General features: G+C 27.5%; 16 protein-coding genes. 6 read left to right on the forward strand and 10 right to left on the reverse strand.

Annotated features, from left to right (window positions below):
* Nucleotides 1–3 precede the first annotated feature (3 nt).
* The 4 genes from ACFOWD_RS12150 to ppk2 (ACFOWD_RS12165) are packed head-to-tail and all read right to left on the reverse strand — an operon-like array spanning nucleotide 4 to nucleotide 7375.
* Entirely contained in the window at nucleotides 4–954 is a 951-nt protein-coding gene (locus ACFOWD_RS12150) for a PorP/SprF family type IX secretion system membrane protein (protein WP_377410911.1), read from the reverse strand.
* Entirely contained in the window at nucleotides 951–5687 is a 4737-nt protein-coding gene (locus tag ACFOWD_RS12155; RefSeq protein ID WP_377410913.1) for an Ig-like domain-containing protein, read from the reverse strand. Before ACFOWD_RS12155 ends, ACFOWD_RS12150 begins: the two co-directional genes overlap by 4 nt.
* A gap of 36 nt (nucleotides 5688–5723) precedes the next feature.
* Nucleotides 5724–6509, reverse strand: coding sequence for a polyphosphate kinase 2 (ppk2, locus tag ACFOWD_RS12160; protein ID WP_377410915.1), 786 nt, complete (start codon nucleotides 6507–6509; stop codon nucleotides 5724–5726).
* A gap of 5 nt (nucleotides 6510–6514) precedes the next feature.
* Nucleotides 6515–7375, reverse strand: a complete 861-nt coding sequence (gene ppk2, locus ACFOWD_RS12165; protein WP_298994470.1) for a polyphosphate kinase 2 — start codon at nucleotides 7373–7375, stop codon at nucleotides 6515–6517.
* An 87-nt stretch (nucleotides 7376–7462) separates the two neighbouring features.
* Between ppk2 (ACFOWD_RS12165) and ACFOWD_RS12170 the strand changes: the two genes are divergently transcribed.
* Nucleotides 7463–8413, forward strand: coding sequence for a lipid A deacylase LpxR family protein (locus ACFOWD_RS12170; protein ID WP_377410917.1), 951 nt, complete (start codon nucleotides 7463–7465; stop codon nucleotides 8411–8413).
* Here ACFOWD_RS12170 and ACFOWD_RS12175 read toward each other — a convergent pair.
* Nucleotides 8410–9834, reverse strand: a complete 1425-nt coding sequence (locus ACFOWD_RS12175; protein ID WP_377410919.1) for an ATP-dependent DNA helicase — start codon at nucleotides 9832–9834, stop codon at nucleotides 8410–8412. The two genes, ACFOWD_RS12170 and ACFOWD_RS12175, sit on opposite strands and share 4 nt — an antisense overlap.
* Nucleotides 9835–9939: 105 nt before the next feature.
* On the opposite strand from ACFOWD_RS12175, the gene ACFOWD_RS12180 reads away from it, so the two are divergent.
* The 3 genes from ACFOWD_RS12180 to rsmD are packed head-to-tail and all read left to right on the forward strand — an operon-like array spanning nucleotide 9940 to nucleotide 12041.
* On the forward strand, nucleotides 9940–10677 hold the full coding sequence (locus ACFOWD_RS12180; RefSeq protein ID WP_298994464.1) for a hypothetical protein: 738 nt from the start codon (nucleotides 9940–9942) through the stop codon (nucleotides 10675–10677).
* A 49-nt stretch (nucleotides 10678–10726) separates the two neighbouring features.
* On the forward strand, nucleotides 10727–11482 hold the full coding sequence (locus ACFOWD_RS12185; RefSeq protein ID WP_377410921.1) for a DUF3822 family protein: 756 nt from the start codon (nucleotides 10727–10729) through the stop codon (nucleotides 11480–11482).
* Between the two features lie 4 nt (nucleotides 11483–11486).
* A complete protein-coding gene (rsmD, locus tag ACFOWD_RS12190) occupies nucleotides 11487–12041 on the forward strand; it encodes a 16S rRNA (guanine(966)-N(2))-methyltransferase RsmD (protein WP_377410923.1) in 555 nt (184 codons plus the stop codon).
* On the opposite strand, the gene ACFOWD_RS12195 is transcribed toward rsmD, so the two are convergent.
* From ACFOWD_RS12195 to ACFOWD_RS12215, 5 genes are read right to left on the reverse strand one after another with little or no spacing between them, the layout of a single operon-like run.
* Nucleotides 12025–12978: an AAA family ATPase gene (locus ACFOWD_RS12195; RefSeq protein ID WP_298994455.1), complete on the reverse strand. Its 954-nt coding sequence runs from the start codon at nucleotides 12976–12978 to the stop codon at nucleotides 12025–12027. The genes rsmD and ACFOWD_RS12195 overlap by 17 nt on opposite strands.
* Nucleotides 12978–14360, reverse strand: coding sequence for a peptidylprolyl isomerase (locus ACFOWD_RS12200; protein WP_377410925.1), 1383 nt, complete (start codon nucleotides 14358–14360; stop codon nucleotides 12978–12980). The genes ACFOWD_RS12195 and ACFOWD_RS12200 overlap by 1 nt, the downstream gene beginning before the upstream one ends.
* Entirely contained in the window at nucleotides 14326–15174 is an 849-nt protein-coding gene (locus ACFOWD_RS12205; RefSeq protein ID WP_377410927.1) for a hypothetical protein, read from the reverse strand. Before ACFOWD_RS12205 ends, ACFOWD_RS12200 begins: the two co-directional genes overlap by 35 nt.
* The gene (locus ACFOWD_RS12210) at nucleotides 15174–16802 is read right to left on the reverse strand and encodes a peptidylprolyl isomerase (RefSeq protein WP_377410929.1); all 1629 of its coding nucleotides are present in this window, start codon (nucleotides 16800–16802) and stop codon (nucleotides 15174–15176) included. The genes ACFOWD_RS12205 and ACFOWD_RS12210 overlap by 1 nt, the downstream gene beginning before the upstream one ends.
* A 4-nt stretch (nucleotides 16803–16806) precedes the next feature.
* Nucleotides 16807–17088 (reverse strand): DUF493 family protein, encoded by a 282-nt coding sequence (locus tag ACFOWD_RS12215; protein WP_298994444.1) that lies wholly within the window; start codon nucleotides 17086–17088, stop codon nucleotides 16807–16809.
* A 133-nt stretch (nucleotides 17089–17221) separates the two neighbouring features.
* On the opposite strand from ACFOWD_RS12215, the gene ACFOWD_RS12220 reads away from it, so the two are divergent.
* Together ACFOWD_RS12220 and ACFOWD_RS12225 are read left to right on the forward strand one after the other, a co-directional pair.
* Nucleotides 17222–17773, forward strand: a complete 552-nt coding sequence (locus ACFOWD_RS12220; protein WP_377410931.1) for an AAA family ATPase — start codon at nucleotides 17222–17224, stop codon at nucleotides 17771–17773.
* Nucleotides 17770–19662, forward strand: a complete 1893-nt coding sequence (locus ACFOWD_RS12225) for a RecQ family ATP-dependent DNA helicase (RefSeq protein ID WP_377410933.1) — start codon at nucleotides 17770–17772, stop codon at nucleotides 19660–19662. The genes ACFOWD_RS12220 and ACFOWD_RS12225 overlap by 4 nt, the downstream gene beginning before the upstream one ends.
* The last annotated feature ends 2 nt before the right edge of the window (nucleotides 19663–19664 follow it).

A 19664-nucleotide genomic window follows, 5' to 3' on the forward strand; every position in this document is an offset into this window, starting at 1 on the left:
TAGTTAGAAATAACATTTATTGTGTCTTAACCATCTTGTATTTCTTAAAATACTAAAGTCTACGTGAAGTATAAATTCATGAGAATTAAAATTACCAATAGCATTATTTATTTTGTAGTCATAAGCATACCCAATTCTGTATTTTTTATTTAAAATTAAAGTAAATAAAGCACTTACTGAGTTGTTAAAACGATAAGACAAACCAGCCTCTATACTTTCTTTATATAAAACATTTGCATTAATATCTACAGATATTGGAGCATTTGTAGTATATCTAATCATAGTTGTTGGTTTAAACATAAAATTCTCTGATATTTCATATAAATAACCCGCAGATAAAAATACATTTTGATGCGTAGCTAAACTTCCTCTATTATAATTATCTTGAATATAAAATTGTGGAGTTTCTAATAGATATGGTAATGATACCCCAACATAAAATTTTTGATTATAAAACAATGCTCCAAAACCAATATTTAGAAATTTACCAGTAGTTGACGCATAAACATCATTATCAGGAGTTAATCCATCAGCTAAATTATTAGAAAAAAAAGTGTACCCACCTTTTAATCCGAATGCTAATCTACTATATCTAGATGTTATTAATGTATATGATGCATCAAAATTAATATTTGTAGTTTCAGACAATCCAAGCTTATCACTTACAAATGTAGCCCCTAAACCTAGTCCTCTGCTGGTTCTTGCGTTTACAGAAAATGTTCTTGTAGTAGGAGCTCCTGGCACACCAACCCATTGATCTCTAGATAAGGCAGAAATACTTAAATCTGCTCTGTAACCAGCAAAAGCAGGGTTAATAACCTGCATATTATATAAATACTGGGTGTAGTTTGGTAATTGTTGGGTATATACATTAGAGATTACCAAAAACAATAGTAAAAACCAACCTTGTTTAAGATTTAATAAAATACATTTATTTTTAGGGATTTTTATCATCTTATTAACTGAACAAATCCATTTTTAGGTTTTCTAGTACCATCATTATAATCTAAAATATAGTAGTATACTCCAACAGGTGCACTTTTTCCATTGTAGGTTCCATCCCACCAAACAGGGTTTTGGTTTCCATTATTACTGTATTGATAAACCTCATCTCCTAAACGATTAAATATCTGCAACTTAAAGTTAGGATACTCTTCAACAACTCCAGAGATTTCAAATACATCACTTCTACCATCATTATTAGGTGAAAATAAATTTGGATAATCATTATCAACTAAAGTTCCAACTCCAAAAGGCATAACAGAATTAGCAACATTAGCTAAGTTTACTGTAATCTGTAAATTAAAAGACTCTGTTTTTTCATTTAATTTATCATCAACAGTTGTAACTAATCTTGTTATAGTTGATGTTAGTTCTGGTATTTCAGTTAAAATTGAAAAAGCTTGGTAATCTTGATTTGCTGTAGTTGTATTATCTATAGTTTCTAAAACAATGTTGATTGGTGCATAATTCTGCATCAACTCATTATTAGCATTTAAAAGGCTTATTGTGAATGTAATATCTTGCCCCTCTTCTACTTTATGACTAGAAATTTCGATTAAAGGATTTGGATCTACATCTACAATAGTACCTGTTTTAGTTAAATCTTGTGTATCTACAATTGATGTTGGCACAACACTACCAATAATATTCAAAAGCTCTTCATCTGGTTCATTTAAATTATCTAAAAGTGTTGTTATAGCAAAAGAAGCTTCTGTATTTGCATTGGTTGGATCTACTGTTTCTGTAATGGTAATAATTTCTGATACCCCAATATAATCTAGAATATCTCTAGCTTCAACATCAGAAGTTGTAATTTGTATTTCAATTGGTCTAGATGAAGGATGAGAAATAGAAATAGTATATGTTAAATCAACCCCTTCATCTGCTCTTGCATTATTCATTGTGATAGATGGAGCTACATCATTATCTAAAATAGTTCCAACACCAATAATTTCAGTATTTATAGTATTATTTGAAGTAATATTACCTGTTAAAGTAAATAACTCATCTATTTCAAAAATAGTATCTTCTAAAGAAGTAACTGTAAAAGTACTAGTGTCAGTAAAAGCAGGAATGGTAAAGTTTACACTTGAAAAACCAGTAAAATCAAAAGGTGAAGTTGCTATTTGATAAGTGGCAGCAGTTGTTGTACCATTTGTTGTAGTAAAATCAATATTTATTGGAGATGCACTTTGAGCAGGAATTGAATTGTCTCTTTTTGTAACTAGAGATAAATTAAATATGAAATCATTTCCTTCTGTTTCTGATACATTATCAACTAAAATAACAATTGCTATTATTTCTCTCCAATCTCTTTCTGGGTTATCAGGATTATCTTCATTTGGGAAACTTAATGGAGTTTGATTATTTGTTGGATTAACTAAGTTTATGTTGTTGTCAAAAGCATCATCTAAGCCATCATTATCTGCATCTATATTAGAAAAAACAGTTTCTGAAGTTCCATCTGCATTTATATCCCAAGCTTCAATAACGTCGTTTCTAATATCATTATCTGAATTAATATCTAAATAATCAAAAATTAAATCATTATCTGTATCAACTAAGGTTATTCCATTTGGATAAGCTGTGTCTATACCAGCTTCTGTATAAATTAAATTTGGAGCAATATAACTTGCTGTTAATTGAGCTTCTATATTATCTACAATACCATCATCATCTGAATCTATATCTACATAATCTAGATTACCATTTGCATCTGTATTAGGTAATGTAAAAGTAATATTTGTTGTTGCAGTATCATTAGTTTCTAAAGAATTATCTAGACCATTAGCTCCTACTTCTGTATTAGTTCTACCATTATTATTAGTATCAACAGATGCATTACCAGCTTCTACAATATCTAAAATACCATCATTGTCACTATCTAAATCTAAATGATTTGGTACACCATCATTATCAAAATCAAAAATATCTACAATACCATCTCCATTAGCATCTATACCAAAATCTGTATCTCTATAATTTGGTAATAAATCTGTATCATCATCTGCTAAAGGATCTAATCCATTTGTTTCTGTAATATCTAAAATAGTATCATTATCATCATCTAAATCTATACTATTTATAATACCATCTCCATCTGAATCTGTAAAAGCACTTACTGTTACAGAAGCTGAAGAACTTATTATATTAAAGGGTTCTCTTGAAGTAAATGTTGTAGTATTATCACCAAGGCAATCTTCACTTAAAATTACAGAAAACTCTATTGTTATTATTTCATCAGCGCCTAAAATACCACTTGTACCATCAAAAATATTAATATCTGTTATACCATTAAAATTTGAATTTAAATTAGGATTGGTTTTAGCTGTAGAACTAACTATAGTTGGAGAACTAACAGAAACCACATTACCACTACAAATAGAATTTAAATTATCTTCTAATTGTAAATTACGTAAGTCAACAGATTCACTAGTATTTCTTATCGTAATTTGAAAAGTGAGCTCATCATATTCTATTATTCCATTTGGAATTTTATCTACATTAGCTATAATTTTTTCAACTGATGAGGATGAATTATATAAAAAACGCATACCTGTTGTAGTACAAGCACATTGTAAACTAGAAGAAACAGATTGTGTAGCACTTGCAGACCTATAATATCTATCTAAATGATTCCCTAAATTATCTGACCAAGTCACAAAAGAATGTCTTCTGGTATTTCTTGGTATTGTTTCATCGAAATTATCAAGTATACCTTGGGTTTGAGATCTACTAATTTGAAAAAAGAAACTATAGTTTTGAGAATTAAAAGGTTGAATTAAATAGTACAATTCTAAAATAATTTTTTCACCTGCTGCTAACGAATTGTTTGGTGCTAATAAATTAGTTTCTGTATCACCATTATAAGCTTGGTTAATTGTTACAGGAGGTCCAGAAACTTGAGTTATTCTAATTTCGTCAAAAACAACTCCATTATCTAAAAAACTTCCTAAACCCATATTAAAATTTACATTATTAGCAGAAGCTGAGCCTTCGTTAGTTATAATAACTCTATTGTTGTAATCGTAAGTACCATCTGGATTTACAACTCCTGGTGGATCTTGAGAATCATTATTAAATTCTGGAACAAATAAACCTGCTGTTACTACTGCTTCTGTAGTATGAAAATCTGTGAGCAATAAACTTTCTGTTGCACTACCTCTATTTGTGGTTACATTTATGGTATTATTAAAATCTATTCCTGAACCAGAAGGCGTTGGATTTGGTCTACCATCACAAAAAGGACGTACTGTAACACAATAAGTAACATTAAGTATTTGTCTTGGATATAATGTTAAATTATTTATTGCATTATCATTTAATATTGAGTTTGATGTTACATTTCTAAAACTATCGTTTATTTCGTTATTTCCAAATTCCCTTGGTAATCCACCACCATTAATAAAGTCTCTTGTAAAACCATTATTAAAGACACTAATTTCATCAACTTCAACTACACAACCATTACCAAAAGTTGCTTGTAAATTATTAGTAATATCAATATTTCTAATCATGCTTGGCTCATGATAATCTTTGGCATTACTTCTATTTCTAAATATTGCTGTATATCTTATTTTATATTCTCCATCAGAAGTAAATCCTTGATTACAACTGCTAAAAGAAGTAATTTCTAATAAATCTTGTGTAGGTTCTACTGATATAAATAAATTTGCAGAAGCTGTAAATACTCCATCAGATATGGTATACAAAATAGTAGGTAATTCTCCTGTAAAATTTGCTGATGGCACTAAAACATAACTACCATCTTGATTTAATGTAAAACTACCTGCTGTTAAATTTACTGTTTGGCCTGCATTATAAGTTACGCCACCTATTGTAAATTCTGTAACATTTAATGTATCGCCATTAATATCTGAATCATTTATAAAAATTCCTGGAGCAGCAACATTTAAAGTAGTATTAATATCTGCTGTATCATAATCATCATTGGCTTCTGGAGCAGTTGGAGGATGAATCACATTTATAGTTAAATTTGCTGAACTTGTTAAAGCGCCATCAGAAATTGTATAATTGATTACATCTACATTACCTACAAAATTTGAGTTTGGTGAAAATGTAAAACTACCATTTGCTAAAATAGAAATTGTTCCTTGTGGAGTAGTTGCAGTTTCTCCTGCAATAAAAACAACACCATTAATCGTAAATTGCGTAACAACTAATGTATCTCCATTTAAATCTGAGTCGTTACCTAAAACTCCTGGTACTGCTTCAGCTAAAGTGTTATTTACAAATATTGTTCTATTATCATCATTGGCTTCTGGAGCAGTTGGAGGATAAATTACATTTATAGTTAAATTCGCTGAACTTGTTAAAGCGCCATCAGATATTGTATAATTGATTACATCTACATTACCTACAAAGTTTGTGTTAGGAGTAAAAATGTAACTTCCATCTGAAAAAATAGAAATTGTTCCTTGTGCTATTGTTGCTGTATCTCCTGCATTAAATGTGATACCATTTACCATAAACTGAGTAACAATTAATGGATCACCATCAACATCTGTATCATTACTTAAAACTCCAGGTGCATTTTCATTTAAAGTAGTATTAACAAAAGTAGAATTATTGTCATTATTTGCAACAGGTGCGTTTTGTTGTGCAAAAGTAGATTGAAAAACTAATAATAATAAAAAAAGTATTTTAATTTGCTTTGTTATCATTTAGGGGTAGATAATATTAGCCTTGACCAAAAAAAATTATATTTCCAAAGTTTTATCATAAGGAATACTTTTTAAAATATGATTAATAACATTAATCCTAGCCTCAGTTTTTCTATTTGCTCTAATAATTTTCCAAGGAGAAATTTCTGTATTGGTTTTCTCGAACATAGCGTTTTTATACTCTGTATATTGATCCCATAAAGCTTGAGCTCTTTCATCTAATTTTGTCATCTTCCATTGTTTTAAAGGATCTCCTTTAATTTCTGCAAAACGTTTAGCTTGTTCTTTTTTAGAAATTGACATATAAATTTTTACCAAATGAATACCAGATTCTAAAATCATTCTTTCAAAATCATTTACCTGGTTCATAAAAATCTCATATTCTTCCTGAGTACAAAAACCATTTACAGGCTCAACTACTGCTCTATTATACCAACTCCTATCAAATAAAACCATTTCCCCAGCTTTTGGAAACTGTTCTACATAGCGTTGAAAATACCATTGAGATTGTTCATCTTTTGTTGGTTTAGGTAAAGCAACAATTCTCATATGTCTTGGATTTATCCTTTCAGTAATCCTTCTTATTGCACCTCCTTTACCTGCAGCATCTCTACCTTGAAATACTATAATAATTCGTTCTTCATTTTTGATAGCCCATGTTTGTAAACGAATTAGCTCAACTTGTAATTTTTTTAAGTTCTTTTCATACTTTATGTAACGTAAGGCTTTTTCTACACTTAAAGGTTCTTTATCTATTAAAGCTACAAGCCCTTTTTTGGTGTTTAACTGTTTTATATCTGATGGTGTTAACTTTCTTGCCATTTTTTTTAATCTATTTGATGAACATTAGACCTATAATAACGCATTACTACATTTGGATCTGGGTTTAGTATTGTACCTGCCTCAGATTTACCATCATAATAAAATTGAGATAAAACATAACGCATTGCTTCTAACCTTGCTACTTTTTTATCATTAGTTTTTATAATCATCCAAGGACTATAAGTAGTATGTGTTTTCGAGAACATTTCAGATTTATAATGTGTGTATTTATCCCAAAGAATTTGACCTTGTTTATCTACTGGACTAAATTTCCATCTTTTTAACGGATTATCTCTTCTGCTTTCAAATCGCTTTAGTTGCTCATCCTTAGTAATAGACAACCAAAACTTTATAATAATTACTCCATCTTCATACATCATATGTTCAAACTCAGGAACTTGAACTAAGAATTCTTTATATTGTTTCTCTGAACAAAAACCCATAACAGGTTCCACAACAGCTCTATTATACCAACTTCTATCAAAAAAAACAATTTCTCCAGGATTTGGTAGCTCTTTAATATATCTTTGAAAATACCACTGACCTTTTTCTACTTCTGTAGGTTTATTTAAAGCTACTAACCTACTAGATCTAGGGTTTAAATGTTCCATGAACCTTCTAATATTCCCACCTTTACCAGCAGCATCTCTACCTTCAAAAATTATAGCTACTCGCTTTTGTTCTTTTGCTATATGATGTTGAAGTTTTACTAACTCTATTTGCAATAAACGTAATTCATTAATGTAAGAAAGTGTTTCGTTTACTTTTTGATAATGACCGTGTTTATTCTTTAATAAATTTAATAATTGATTATTGTTTTTTAATTTATAGAACTCCTCTTCTGTAATGTTATTTTTTGGATCCATCCACTTTGTTTAAAAGCTTAAATTTAAAGATTTTTTTAAGAGTATCTAAAATTATCGTTTGAAATTTCTTGATTATATTTGTTTGTAATGAAACATTTTTTTTTCTTACTAATATTCTTCATTTCATCATTTATTTTTTCACAAGAAAAATTCTCTAAAGAAATTAAACTTATTACTGAAAATGACCTTTATGTTTCTACAAATAGAGACAGATATTATACAAATGGTTTTTTCTTAAATTATAGATACCTGACAGATAAGAAATCTGAAAAATTAGAAAAAAGGATTTTTGAATGGGAACTGGGGCATGAAATGTATAACCCAAATAAATCTACAGTTGAAAAAATTTCTGAACATGATAGACCTTTTGCAGCATATTTATATGCCAGCTTTGGTGTAAACAGAATTTATAAGAACAAAAGAATATTTAATACAACTTTTCAAGTTGGTATGATAGGACCTAATGCTTTTGGTGAAGAGGTACAAGATTTTGTGCATAATTTTTATGGTTTTAATAATGTTACTGGATGGAAATATCAAATAGCAAATGCTATTGGTTTAAATTTTAATGCAGAATATCTTCATTTTATTACAAAAAATAAAACAGACGGTTTTGACTTAACTTGGATTAATAAAGGAAAAATTGGAACTGTATACACAAATATTTCTTCAGGTTTTTTGGCTAGATTTGGTTTTATACCTTTAACCAACATGTTGAATTCAATGAGTTTTGGCACAAATTTAAATAATGATACTACAGATACTGTAAGACAGGTAGAATCTTACTTTTTTATACAACCCATGTTTAGATATGCTTTTTATGATGCCACTTTACAAGGTAGTTTTTTAAACGATAATAGTGTGGTTACAAAAGAATTAGTGCCTTTTGTTTTTGATATAGCCATTGGTATTAAATTTACAGCAAGAAGATTAAATTTTGGCTATACTTTTAATTATAATACTAATAAATCTAGAGGATTAAGATTTAAATACGGTAATAAATATGGTTCTATACAAATTAGCTATCTTCTTAATTAATTTTCGAAAAAATCATCTTTAAAACCTATTAGATAAAGCATCTCTTTTGCTCTTGTTATAGCTGTATATAACCATCTATAATAAGCAATAGAAACTCCTTCTGGTAAATATGGCTGCTCTATAAATACAGTATTCCATTGTCCTCCTTGAGATTTATGGCAAGTTATAGCATAAGAAAACTTTACTTGTAAGGCATTAAAATACTTATTCTTTTTTATAGCTAAATACTGTTTGTATTTAGACTTTTCATGAGCATAATCTTCTTTAATAGCCTCATAAAGTTTATTAGATTCTTCGTAAGTTAAAGAAGGACTCTCACTAGTTAATGTATCTAAAAGTAAAACCGTATCAAAAGGCTGCATATCTGGATAATCTATCATTCTTAATGAAACTTCTGCAAAATGAAAACCATATAATTCTTTGATAGAAATTATTCTTAAAACCTCACAAATATCTCCATTTGCAATAAAACCTGCAGATGATGAATCTGACAACCAATAATAATTATTCTTAACAACCATTACATAATCTCCAGTGGAAATTTCATTCTCTTGACCTCTAATTCTAAATCGTATTTGTTGATTGTATTGATTGGCTCTTTTATTAGAGCGAACAATAAAAGCAGTATCTTCTACTCCATCTGAATCGTAAGCAGAGACTAATGCCTCTTCTATATCATAACCATCTTCTAATCTTTTAATATCAGGATATTTTATAGAAAATTTAAAATCTTCAATTTCATTCTCTATTGCTAATCTTAAATAGGTTGCATTTATTAAAATTCCTGAATTTAAATGTTGACGCATTACTTCATCTAACTCAATAGAAATAACCTTTTTATTAAATTGATAATTTAAAGTTTCTTCATCTAATGCAGGACTTACTTTAAGTTTTACAGGAGGTAATTGAGCTGTGTCTCCAACAAAAATTAATTTACAATTATGACCAGAACTCACATAATTTATTAAATCATCTAACAACGATTTAGAATCAAATAATTGTTGATTTTGTTTACCATCTGGTATCATAGATGCTTCGTCTACTATAAAAATTGTATTTCTATGTTTGTTAGCTTGCAAAACAAAATCTACTGAACCGTTTGTGTTTTTTTTTGGAAAATAAATTTTTTTATGAATAGTAAAAGCAGGTTTTTTAGAATACACAGAAATTACTTTAGCAGCTCTTCCTGTGGGTGCAAGTAAAACAGATTTTTTATTTGCTTTCCATAAAGTATTTACAAAAGAACCAATTACAGTGGTTTTACCAGTTCCTGCATATCCTTTAAGTAAAAACAGTGCATCTTTATTATCATTAAAAATAAAACTACTTAAAAGATTAAAAAGTTCTCCTTGTTTTAATGTTGGTGTAAATGCAAATTTTTTAAGTAATTCTTTAGTAAAATTAACAGGTTCTTTTATCATAATTTTATAAAACATTCAAAGATACATTTCTTTATAAAGAAAAATTTTTATGATAGAAAAAAAATTGTAGATTTGCGATAATACTATTAAAAAACTAAATATAAAATGAGTTTAATACTAATGATTATAGGAGCTGTACTAGCATCAGTACTAGTAGCTTTTGTTATAGTTAAATATTTACCTTTAAATTTAAGATGGATTCCATCTGTTCTATTGCTTTTATTAGCAGTTTATTTAGGGTATCTAATTTATGATGGAATTATGAAACCGATCAATTTTAACAAACAAAAAGTGGTTAAATTTGAAAAGGTTATTAAGAATTTAAAAATCATTAGAGATGCTCAAGTAAAGTATTATGAAGTTAATGGTGTATATACAAAAGACAAAGAAGGATTAATTAAATTTATTGATACAGCTCAATTAGCATTAACAGAAACTAAAACCATTGTTGAGAAAGAAAATAAAGGTGGTGGTGTAATTATCGATGTTGAAAAAAGAGTTACAGATACAATAGGTTACGAACCTGTATTAAAATACTTTAAAGACAGAGATTATAAAAATATGTTTAAAGTACCTGGTGTTCCAAATACTGAGTTCGAAATAGAAATTGGTGAAGTTGAAAAAGTACAAGGTTTAGTTGTTCCTACATTTAGAGCTAGAACTCCAAAAGAAGGAATTTTAAAGGGTATGGATGAATCTCTTATCAAACAAGAAAAAGAAGCAATAGAAACAGATCAAATTAAAGGAGAATATGTTTCTGTAGGTTCTTTAGAAGAAGTAACAACTGGTGGTAACTGGCCTCCAAAATACGATAGAAAAGACGGTGCTAAAAAAGAAGAGTAATACTTCTATAGAAAATACCAACAATTTAAAGTTATCCATCCAATTTAGTTTGGATGGATTTTCTTTTTGTATTTCTAATTTAGAAAATGAAAAAGACGAATTGTTTACTGAGTATCTTTTTGATACTCAATTAAAAACTCCTGAAGCGCTTTTAGAAGAAATAAAACCTGTTTTTAAAAATGATAAAAATTTACATTTAGACTTTAAAAATGTAAATGTTATTTACAGAAACAACCTTAACTCTTTAGTCCCTATAGCATATTTTGATGAAAATAATTTATCTCAATATCTTAATTTTTCTATAAAGACATTAAAAACAGACTATATAGCTTACGACACATTAAAAAACACTAAGGCAAACAATGTTTATATACCATATGTAAACATAAATAATTATTTATTTCAGCATTTTGGTGAGTTTGAATATAGACATCATTTATCTGTTTATATTGATAAATTGATTGATTTAAACAATGAAAACGACTCTAAAACCATGTATATAAATGTGGATCATAAATCTTTTGATATTGTTGTTTTAAAGGGTAAAGAACTGCTATTTTCAAATATTTTTAGTTATAAAACAAAAGAAGATTTCTTATACTTCGTACTATTTGTTGCAGAACAATTAAAGCTAGATACAAATAGCTTTAATTTATTTATTTCTGGAAAAATCAATGAAGATTCAGAAGTATTTAAATTATGTTATAAGTATATAAGAAATATTAAGTTTTTAGAAAGTAATAATTCTATTTTTAATTTTTTAGAAGCTAAAAGACATAGTAACTTCATTCTTTTACATAAATAAGCTAATGAGAATAATATCTGGTAAATATAAAGGAAGACGTTTAAAAGCTCCTAAAAACCTACCTGTTCGTCCAACAACAGATATGGCTAAAGAGTCTTTATTTAATATTTTAAACAACTTCTATTATTTTGATGGTATTTCTGTTTTAGATTTATTCTCTGGCACAGGAAATATTAGCTACGAATTTGCTTCAAGAGGAACAAAAAAAGTGGTAGCTGTAGATGGTAATTATAATTGTGTAAAATATATAAATGCTACAGCTAAAGAATTTAACTTTGATATAATCACTTATAAAAGTGATGTTTATAAATTTTTAGAAAAGACAACTTTAAAATCTGACGTAATTTTTGCAGACCCTCCTTATAATTTTGAAAAAGAACAATTTATAAAAATTGCTGATTTAGTTTTTGATAATAATTTATTATTAGAAGAAGGCTTATTAATTATAGAACATTCTAAACACACAGATCTATCTGATCATAGCTATTATAGTTATCAAAAAAGATATGGTGGAAATGTGTTTAGTTTTTTCGAAAAAGATACTACAGAAGAGAATTAATAATCTGTTCTATACTTATACCTTCTGCTTCAGCTTTATAGTTTTTTACTATTCTATGAGATAAAATTGGTACAGCAACTGCTTTAACATCTTCTATATCTGGAGAATATTTTCCGTTTACAACTGCATGAGCTTTAGCAGCCAAAATTAAATTTTGTGAAGCTCTAGGACCTGCACCCCAGTCTAAGTAATTTTTAACCATTTCTGTTGCTTCGTTAGATTTTGGCCTTGTTTTACCTACCAAAGAAACAGCATACTCAATAACATTATCTGTAACAGGTATTTTTCTAATTAACTGTTGAGTTTGAATAATTTCTTCTCCAGAAAAAATAGAATTTACTGTATTTTGAATGTTTGAAGTTGTGTTTTTAACTACTTGAACCTCTTCTTTAAAACTAGGATATTCTAGATTTATAGAAAACATAAATCTATCTAATTGTGCTTCTGGTAATGGATATGTACCTTCTTGCTCAATTGGATTCTGTGTTGCAAGTACAAAAAATGGTAAATCTAATTTATAATAATTACCTGAAACAGTTACAGAACGCTCTTGCATGGCTTCTAATAAAGCAGCTTGAGTTTTTGGTGGTGTTCTATTTATCTCATCTGCTAAAATGATGTTAGAAAAAATAGGTCCTTTTATAAATTTAAATTGCCTTTTCTCATCAAGAATTTCACTTCCTAAAATATCAGAAGGCATTAAATCTGGTGTAAACTGTATTCTTTTAAAATGTAATCCTAAAGCATTTGAAAGTGTATTTACTAACAATGTTTTTGCTAAACCTGGCACACCTATTAGAAGTGAATGTCCTCCACAAAAAATAGATAAAAGTGTAAAGTTTACAGCTTGTTCTTGCCCAATAATTACTTTACCAATTTCAGATTTTAATGAATTGTATTTTACAACTAATTCATCTACAGCTTTTACATCAGACATTACTTATTTGTTTCTTTTTTCCAATTTTTCTCGAACTTACATTTTTGGTGTTCACTTGATATTTTTATGTAAGTATCTTTAATTTTTTCTTTAGCCCATTTTGTAATGGTTTCTTCTTTCTTTTTTGTAAGAGCTAATTCTTGAATTTTCACATAGTCATCAACCATATCTGCTTCATGAGTATCTACTCTATCTCTCATTAAGATAAATTTGTACATCTTATCTCCACTTCTATCTTCATCATAAAAAACATCTGTAATTTCACCTTTCTTTAATTCAGTAACTCTTGCATATAATGCAGGATCCATTCTTGTTAAATCAAAACGAGATTCACCTGTATATGGATTTACTATTAGACCAGCATTGTTTTTTGTTTCTTTATCATCAGAATATTTTTTTACAGCTTCTTCAAAAGTAATCTTACCTTCTCTTATGTCTTTTGCTAGTTGTTCTGCTCTTGCTTTGGTATCTAATAAACGAGTTTCTGGGATATCTGGTTTCATTAAAATATGTGAAGCTACCCTCATATTTCCTTTAATTTCATGCAATTGCATAATATGGTAACCAAAGTCTGATTTAAATGGTTTTGATACTTGGCCAATATCTAAACTAAAAGCCATTTCTTTAAATTCTTTGATAAATTGAGATTCTTTAGTCACCTCATATCTACCTCCATTAGTTGTTACACCTGGATCATCAGAATTTATAATAGCTTTCATTTTAAAACTTGCTCCTTCTTCAATTTCTTTCTTTAAATCATTTAACTTAGCAACAATTCTATCTTCTTCTTCTTTAGTTGCAGATGCATTTAATACAATTTGAGCTAACTCTATTTCTGCAGGAAATTCTGGCAAATCTCCTTTTTCTTTTAACCCATTAAAATATAAACGGACTTCTTCTGGAGTAACATCTATTTTTTCTGTAATTTTTTGTTGCTCTCTCTCTATTAAAAGATTGTCTTTTTGAACAGAATACAATTCTTTTCTTAAATCATCTATATCATTAAAACCATAAGCTTTTATAACTTTATCTAAAGACCCAAATTGCTGTGTAAAATATTGTACACTATTGTCTACTCTAGATGATATTTCTGCATCAGAAACTGTAATACTATCAACTACAGCATGGTGTGAAAGTAGTTTTTGTTGCATTAACTCTTCTAGCATTTCACAATCTTTAATAGTGATTTTACCTTCTGATCTAATTTCTACTTCTTGCTTAAATTTATCTATATCAGATTCTAAAACAATATTTTTACCTATAACTACTGCTACTCCATCAATTTTTACTTTTTGAGCTTGTAATGGAATAACCATCATACTCAAAAAAATAGTAAATAAACAAAGCTTAATAGACTTTAAAGTTGTTGTTTTTTGTTGCATCTTGTACTAATATTTTTTCTATATCTCTAATTAATTGAATTTTACGTTTGTGTAAAATCATTTGTTTTATGGTTGGTTCTACATAGCTTAAAGGAGCAATATCGTTTCTTAGTAGAACATCTTTAACACTCGTCAAATATAAACCTAATGAGTCTTGTTTTTGTGTGAATTGTATTTTTTTTAACAATTCTTCTTTAGAAAATGGCACTTTTAACAAAACGTTATCTACTCTACTCCAAACAGAGTCATTAAATTGAAAGTTTTTAAAACTAAGTTGCTGTTTTTCTAAAGCTTCTAAATCTTCTATATCATCAGATTTAAATAATTTAATTAATTCTTTTTTGTTGATGACGTTAGTATCAAAATGTAAGAACTTTATTTTAATAAGCTCTTCATTTAACTTAAAATTTTCTTTGTTTTTACTGTAAAAAGTATCTATTTCTTGTTGATTAATTAAAGTATCTAACTGTTGCTTAATCAACATTTCTTTATAATTATTAATTAATAAACTTTCTCTGTAATTTTTTACAAGTTTATCTATTTCATTTAATTCTTCTAAAGAACTATTGTTTTCTGCTTTTCTTAATAATAGTTGTTTAATAGCCCAGTCGTTAATGAAACTTCTAACCAAAACAGTACTATCTTCTTTACTAATTTCTTTTGGTAAAATTTGTTTTATATCGTCTTTAAAAAGCTTTTCTGTATTAACTATAGCTACAATTTCAGATGTTTTTTCTTCCTTATCTTTTACACTAAAATAGTCGCAAGAGATCAGTAAAAAAATACTCAAAAAAAGTAGAATTGTTTTTTTCATTATTTTCTATTGTAATGCTTTTTTATTTTTTTTAACTGCTTTTTATCAACTGTTATAATAGCATTTTTTCTTAAATCAGCTATCCAATTTTTCTCTAAGAAATTTTGATAGTCGTTCATGACTTCTCCTTTAATCTCTTTTAAATTCTTGGTTTTATAATTACCTATATTTTTATCAAAATAATTTTTTAAACCTAAAGAATCTTGTGCAGATTTATTCCAAATTTTTTGTTGCATTAACTCAAAAAGTAACAAACCATCTTTATATTCTTGTAATGTACTTGCAAATTGAGGCTCAGACTTTTCTAAATTATCTTTATAATAAGTTAAGATTGTTTTGTCTTTAAACTCATTAAACAATTCATAATTAGGTTTATCTTTTCTATTTTTAGCAAAGTCTACAAAATCATTCTGAGTAATTTTTAATTCGTTAATGGTAAACATTGTTTGTTGTAAAGAATCTGTATCACCTTTACTTAAATCTTTACTATTAAGAATTTCTTTAGCTAGTGAATTTTCTTGAATAGTGTACTTTTCTTTTAATCTCTCAATAACTGCATTTTGTGATAATTGTGCACGAGAGCTAGACTTAATTCTATTTTCTAACTCTATTTTAATTTCATCAAAAGGTTGTACAGGGTGTTTTTTTATTAACTGTACAATATGCCAACCAAATCTTGTTTTAAAAGGTTTAGAGTATTCTCCTTCTTTTTCTAAACTAAATGCTACATCTTCGAAAGATTTAACCATAACTCCTGTTCCAAACTTTCTTAACTTACCATCTCTAGATTTAGTTCCTGGATCATCAGAATATCTTTCTGCTAAACTACCAAACTGTTCATCTTTATTAAGTTTAGCATATACTTCATTTATTTTATCTTCTCCTTTTTTAGACAAATCTTTCACTAAAATATGTGCAACTTCTACCTCTCCTTTAGATGGTCTAAATTCATCCACTTTTAAAATGTGGTATCCAAAACGAGTTCTAAAAGGTTTTGAAACTTGACCTGCTTTTGTATTATAAGCTGCATCTTCAAAAGGAAAAACCATTTTAAAAGCAGAGAAATATCCTAAATTACCTTTGTTACCTTTTCTACCATTAAAATCTCTAGCTGATGGATCTTCTGAAACCTCTTCTGCTACTTTTTCAAAATCTTCTCCATTAACTATTCTATTTCTAATTTTTATTATTTTTTGATAAGCCTCTAGCGTGTCTTTTGAAGTTGGAACTTTAGGCGTTCTAATTAATATATGTTTCGCTTTTACTTCATTTTTAGTTCTAAAATAAGCATCTCTTACTAATTGATTTATAAAAGCACTATCTTGTAAATAAGGAGCAGATAATTGATTTCTATAGGTTTCTATTTCTTTTTTATAGCTTGTTAATGTATCTAGTTTTATTGCATAAGCTTCTCTAACTTTAAGCCTATAATTAATAAATAATTCAAGGTTGTTATCTATATCTTTTGCTTCTTCATTATCTATGGCATCTAGATTTTTTTCATAAACTCTTTTAAAATCTTGAACCGATATTTTTTCATTATCTATAGTAACTAAAACCTTCTCTTTCTTTTGTGCTAAAGCAACAAAAGAAAACAACAAACATATAAGTAATACTGACTTTTTCATAAATTTATAAAGATATAATTCCTTCAATCTTTTCTGCTTTTTTATAATAATTAATTACGCTGTTAGCACTATCTAAATTAACAACTATAGAAACACTAACATATTTTCCTGTTTTAGATTTTTTTGTATTAATTACTGCTCCTGTATTATCAAATATATTTTCAACTTCATTTACTTGATTTCCAGAAGAAGGCACAATAAATTTATACATATAATCTGATGGAAAATCAGTAGTATCTTCTAATTGAGCTTTTAATTTTATATAAAATTCGTTTTTATCTTTCATAAGCTTACCTAACTAATATTAGAAAAATGTAGCGCACAAAATTACATTAAAAATTAGTTTTATAAAGAGATTGATTTATTTTTGTCAAAATCGACTCAAAATAGTATTTTTCAAATACTTTAAAAACAGAATTTTGTTAAAAAAGCAATTAAAAGTTGTATTAATAGGTGGCCCAGGAACTGGCAAAACCACCATCATAAATAGTTTAGATGAAAAAGGATTCTCTTGTTTTCATGAAATCTCTAGACAAGTAACTCTAGAAGCTCAAAAGAAAGGTATAGATCAACTTTTTTTAACTGAGCCTATACTTTTTAGTAAGTTATTATTAGAGGGCAGAGAAACCCAGTTTTTAGAAGCTCAAAAACTAAATGCTACCCCTATCTTTTTTGATAGAGGTTTACCAGATGTTTTTGCTTATTTAAATTATGCTAAAACAGATTACCCAGATTATTTTATAGAGAAAAGTAAAAAATACAAATACGATGTCATTTTTCATTTTTCTCCTTGGGAAAAAATACACGAAACTGACAACGAACGTTACGAATCTTTTGAAGACACTATTAAAATAGATAAATACTTACAAGAAGCTTACCTAAAATTGGACTATAAAATTGTTAAAGTTCCTTTTGGGAGTATTGAAGATAGAGTAAACTACATCTTACATTCAATCGAACAACTTAAATGATTTCTTCTGAAGAAATATTAGAAAAATATTGGGGTTACTCTAGTTTTAAATCACCTCAAAAAGAAGTGATAGAAGCTGTTTTAAGTAAAAAAGATGTTATCACTTTACTACCTACAGGAAGTGGAAAATCAATCTGCTATCAAATACCTGCATTATTGTTAGAAGGAGTATGTTTGGTAATTTCTCCATTAATAGCACTAATGCAAGATCAAGTAAATAGCTTAGTAAAAAGAGGAATTAAAGCAACTTATATAAAACCAAACTCAAGTGTAGACGAAATTGTTTCTCTTTTTGATGCTATAAAATTCAATAATTACAAACTACTATATATATCACCAGAAAGACTTCAATCTTCTTTAATTCAAGAAAAATTAAAAGAATTAACTCTTTCTTTAATTGCTGTTGATGAGGCACATTGTATTTCTGAATGGGGGCATGATTTTAGACCTTCATATAGAAACATAACACAAATAAAAGAATACTTCCAAAATGTTAATTACATTGCTCTTACAGCAACTGCCACAAAAAAAGTAATTAATGACATAGAGATAAATTTAGATTTAAAAGAACCTAAACTATTTACAAAAAGTTATTTTAAAGATAATTTGGCTTATCAAATTTTTTCTGTAGAAGATAAGTTAACTAGGCTAAAACAAATATTTTTAAAAACAAGAAGACCAGCAATAGTTTATGTGAATTCAAGAAAAAAAACAATTGAACTTTCTAACTTTTTAAATGCAAACGGATTTAAGAGTAGTTTTTATCATGGAAAATTAACAACCGATCAAAAAAAGAATGCTTTTGATAATTGGCTAAAAGAAGAAACACCAATTATGATAGCAACAAATGCTTTTGGCATGGGTATAGACAAATCTAATGTTGGAGTTGTTATACATTTTGATATACCAAGTAGCATAGAAAATTATGTTCAAGAAGCAGGAAGAGCAGGAAGAGATTCTAAAAAATCTTTTGCTGTTTTATTAAAAAACAATCATGATCTTGAAATTTACAAAAAACGTTTTTTTAAAAATATTCCAACCCTATCAGAAATTAAAAAAGTACATCGAAAATTATATCAAAATTTCGAAATTAGTAATGGCGAACTTTTAGAAAAAACGTTTCCATTAAACACATATGACTTTGCTAAAAAGTATCAATTTACACAAAATAAAGTTGAGTTTATTTTACGTATTTTAATGAACAATGGTATTGTTTCGTTATCTAATACGTTTCAAAAAAAATCAACTATAATGTTTAAAACTTCTAATGAATTTGTTATAAAATACGCTATAAATAATATCTATATTAAAAATTTTATAAACTCATTACTAAGAAGTTACACTGGTTTACATAAACAAAAAGTTAATATTAATGAATTTGTACTTGCAAAAAAAAATAATATAACTTCTTCGCAAGTAATTCAGTATTTGAAGCAACTAGATAAAGAAAATATATTAGAATACAACCCTGTAATAACAGATACAGAAATTCAATTTCTTTTGCCTAGAGAAGATGATAGAACTATAAATTTATTTAGTAAAGAAATAACACAGTTTTTAAAATTAAAAGAAGAAAAATTTAATGCTTTTTTACTCTATTTAAACAATAATAACATCTGTAGAAGTATTCAAATTTTAAATTATTTTGATGAAAATTCAGATAAAAAATGTGGTATTTGTGACGTCTGTTTAACTCAAAAAAAGACTTCAATTAAAGATATTGAAATAGAAATTTTAAAATTATTAAACCTTAAAAAATCATTAACCTCTTCTGAAATCATTACCTATTTAAATAGTAATGAGCATGAAGTTTTAATACATTTGCGCAGTCTATTAACTCTAGATAAAATTAAAATTAATTCTAGAAACAAATACGAAATCAAATCTTAAAG

Source organism: Polaribacter marinivivus, from assembly GCF_042651285.1.
In the GTDB taxonomy this organism is placed as follows: Bacteria; Bacteroidota; Bacteroidia; order Flavobacteriales; family Flavobacteriaceae; genus Polaribacter; species Polaribacter marinivivus.

Coding starts and splice junctions, on each gene's coding strand:
- ACFOWD_RS12150 (WP_377410911.1), bottom strand. CDS start 954: ATGATAAAAATCCCTAAAAATAAATGTATTTTATTAAATCTTAAACAA.
- ACFOWD_RS12155 (WP_377410913.1), bottom strand. CDS start 5,687: ATGATAACAAAGCAAATTAAAATACTTTTTTTATTATTATTAGTTTTT.
- ppk2 (WP_377410915.1), bottom strand. CDS start 6,509: ATGGCAAGAAAGTTAACACCATCAGATATAAAACAGTTAAACACCAAA.
- ppk2 (WP_298994470.1), bottom strand. CDS start 7,375: ATGGATCCAAAAAATAACATTACAGAAGAGGAGTTCTATAAATTAAAA.
- ACFOWD_RS12170 (WP_377410917.1), top strand. CDS start 7,463: ATGAAACATTTTTTTTTCTTACTAATATTCTTCATTTCATCATTTATT.
- ACFOWD_RS12175 (WP_377410919.1), bottom strand. CDS start 9,834: ATGATAAAAGAACCTGTTAATTTTACTAAAGAATTACTTAAAAAATTT.
- ACFOWD_RS12180 (WP_298994464.1), top strand. CDS start 9,940: ATGAGTTTAATACTAATGATTATAGGAGCTGTACTAGCATCAGTACTA.
- rsmD (WP_377410923.1), top strand. CDS start 11,487: ATGAGAATAATATCTGGTAAATATAAAGGAAGACGTTTAAAAGCTCCT.
- ACFOWD_RS12195 (WP_298994455.1), bottom strand. CDS start 12,978: ATGTCTGATGTAAAAGCTGTAGATGAATTAGTTGTAAAATACAATTCA.
- ACFOWD_RS12200 (WP_377410925.1), bottom strand. CDS start 14,360: ATGCAACAAAAAACAACAACTTTAAAGTCTATTAAGCTTTGTTTATTT.
- ACFOWD_RS12205 (WP_377410927.1), bottom strand. CDS start 15,174: ATGAAAAAAACAATTCTACTTTTTTTGAGTATTTTTTTACTGATCTCT.
- ACFOWD_RS12210 (WP_377410929.1), bottom strand. CDS start 16,802: ATGAAAAAGTCAGTATTACTTATATGTTTGTTGTTTTCTTTTGTTGCT.
- ACFOWD_RS12215 (WP_298994444.1), bottom strand. CDS start 17,088: ATGAAAGATAAAAACGAATTTTATATAAAATTAAAAGCTCAATTAGAA.
- ACFOWD_RS12225 (WP_377410933.1), top strand. CDS start 17,770: ATGATTTCTTCTGAAGAAATATTAGAAAAATATTGGGGTTACTCTAGT.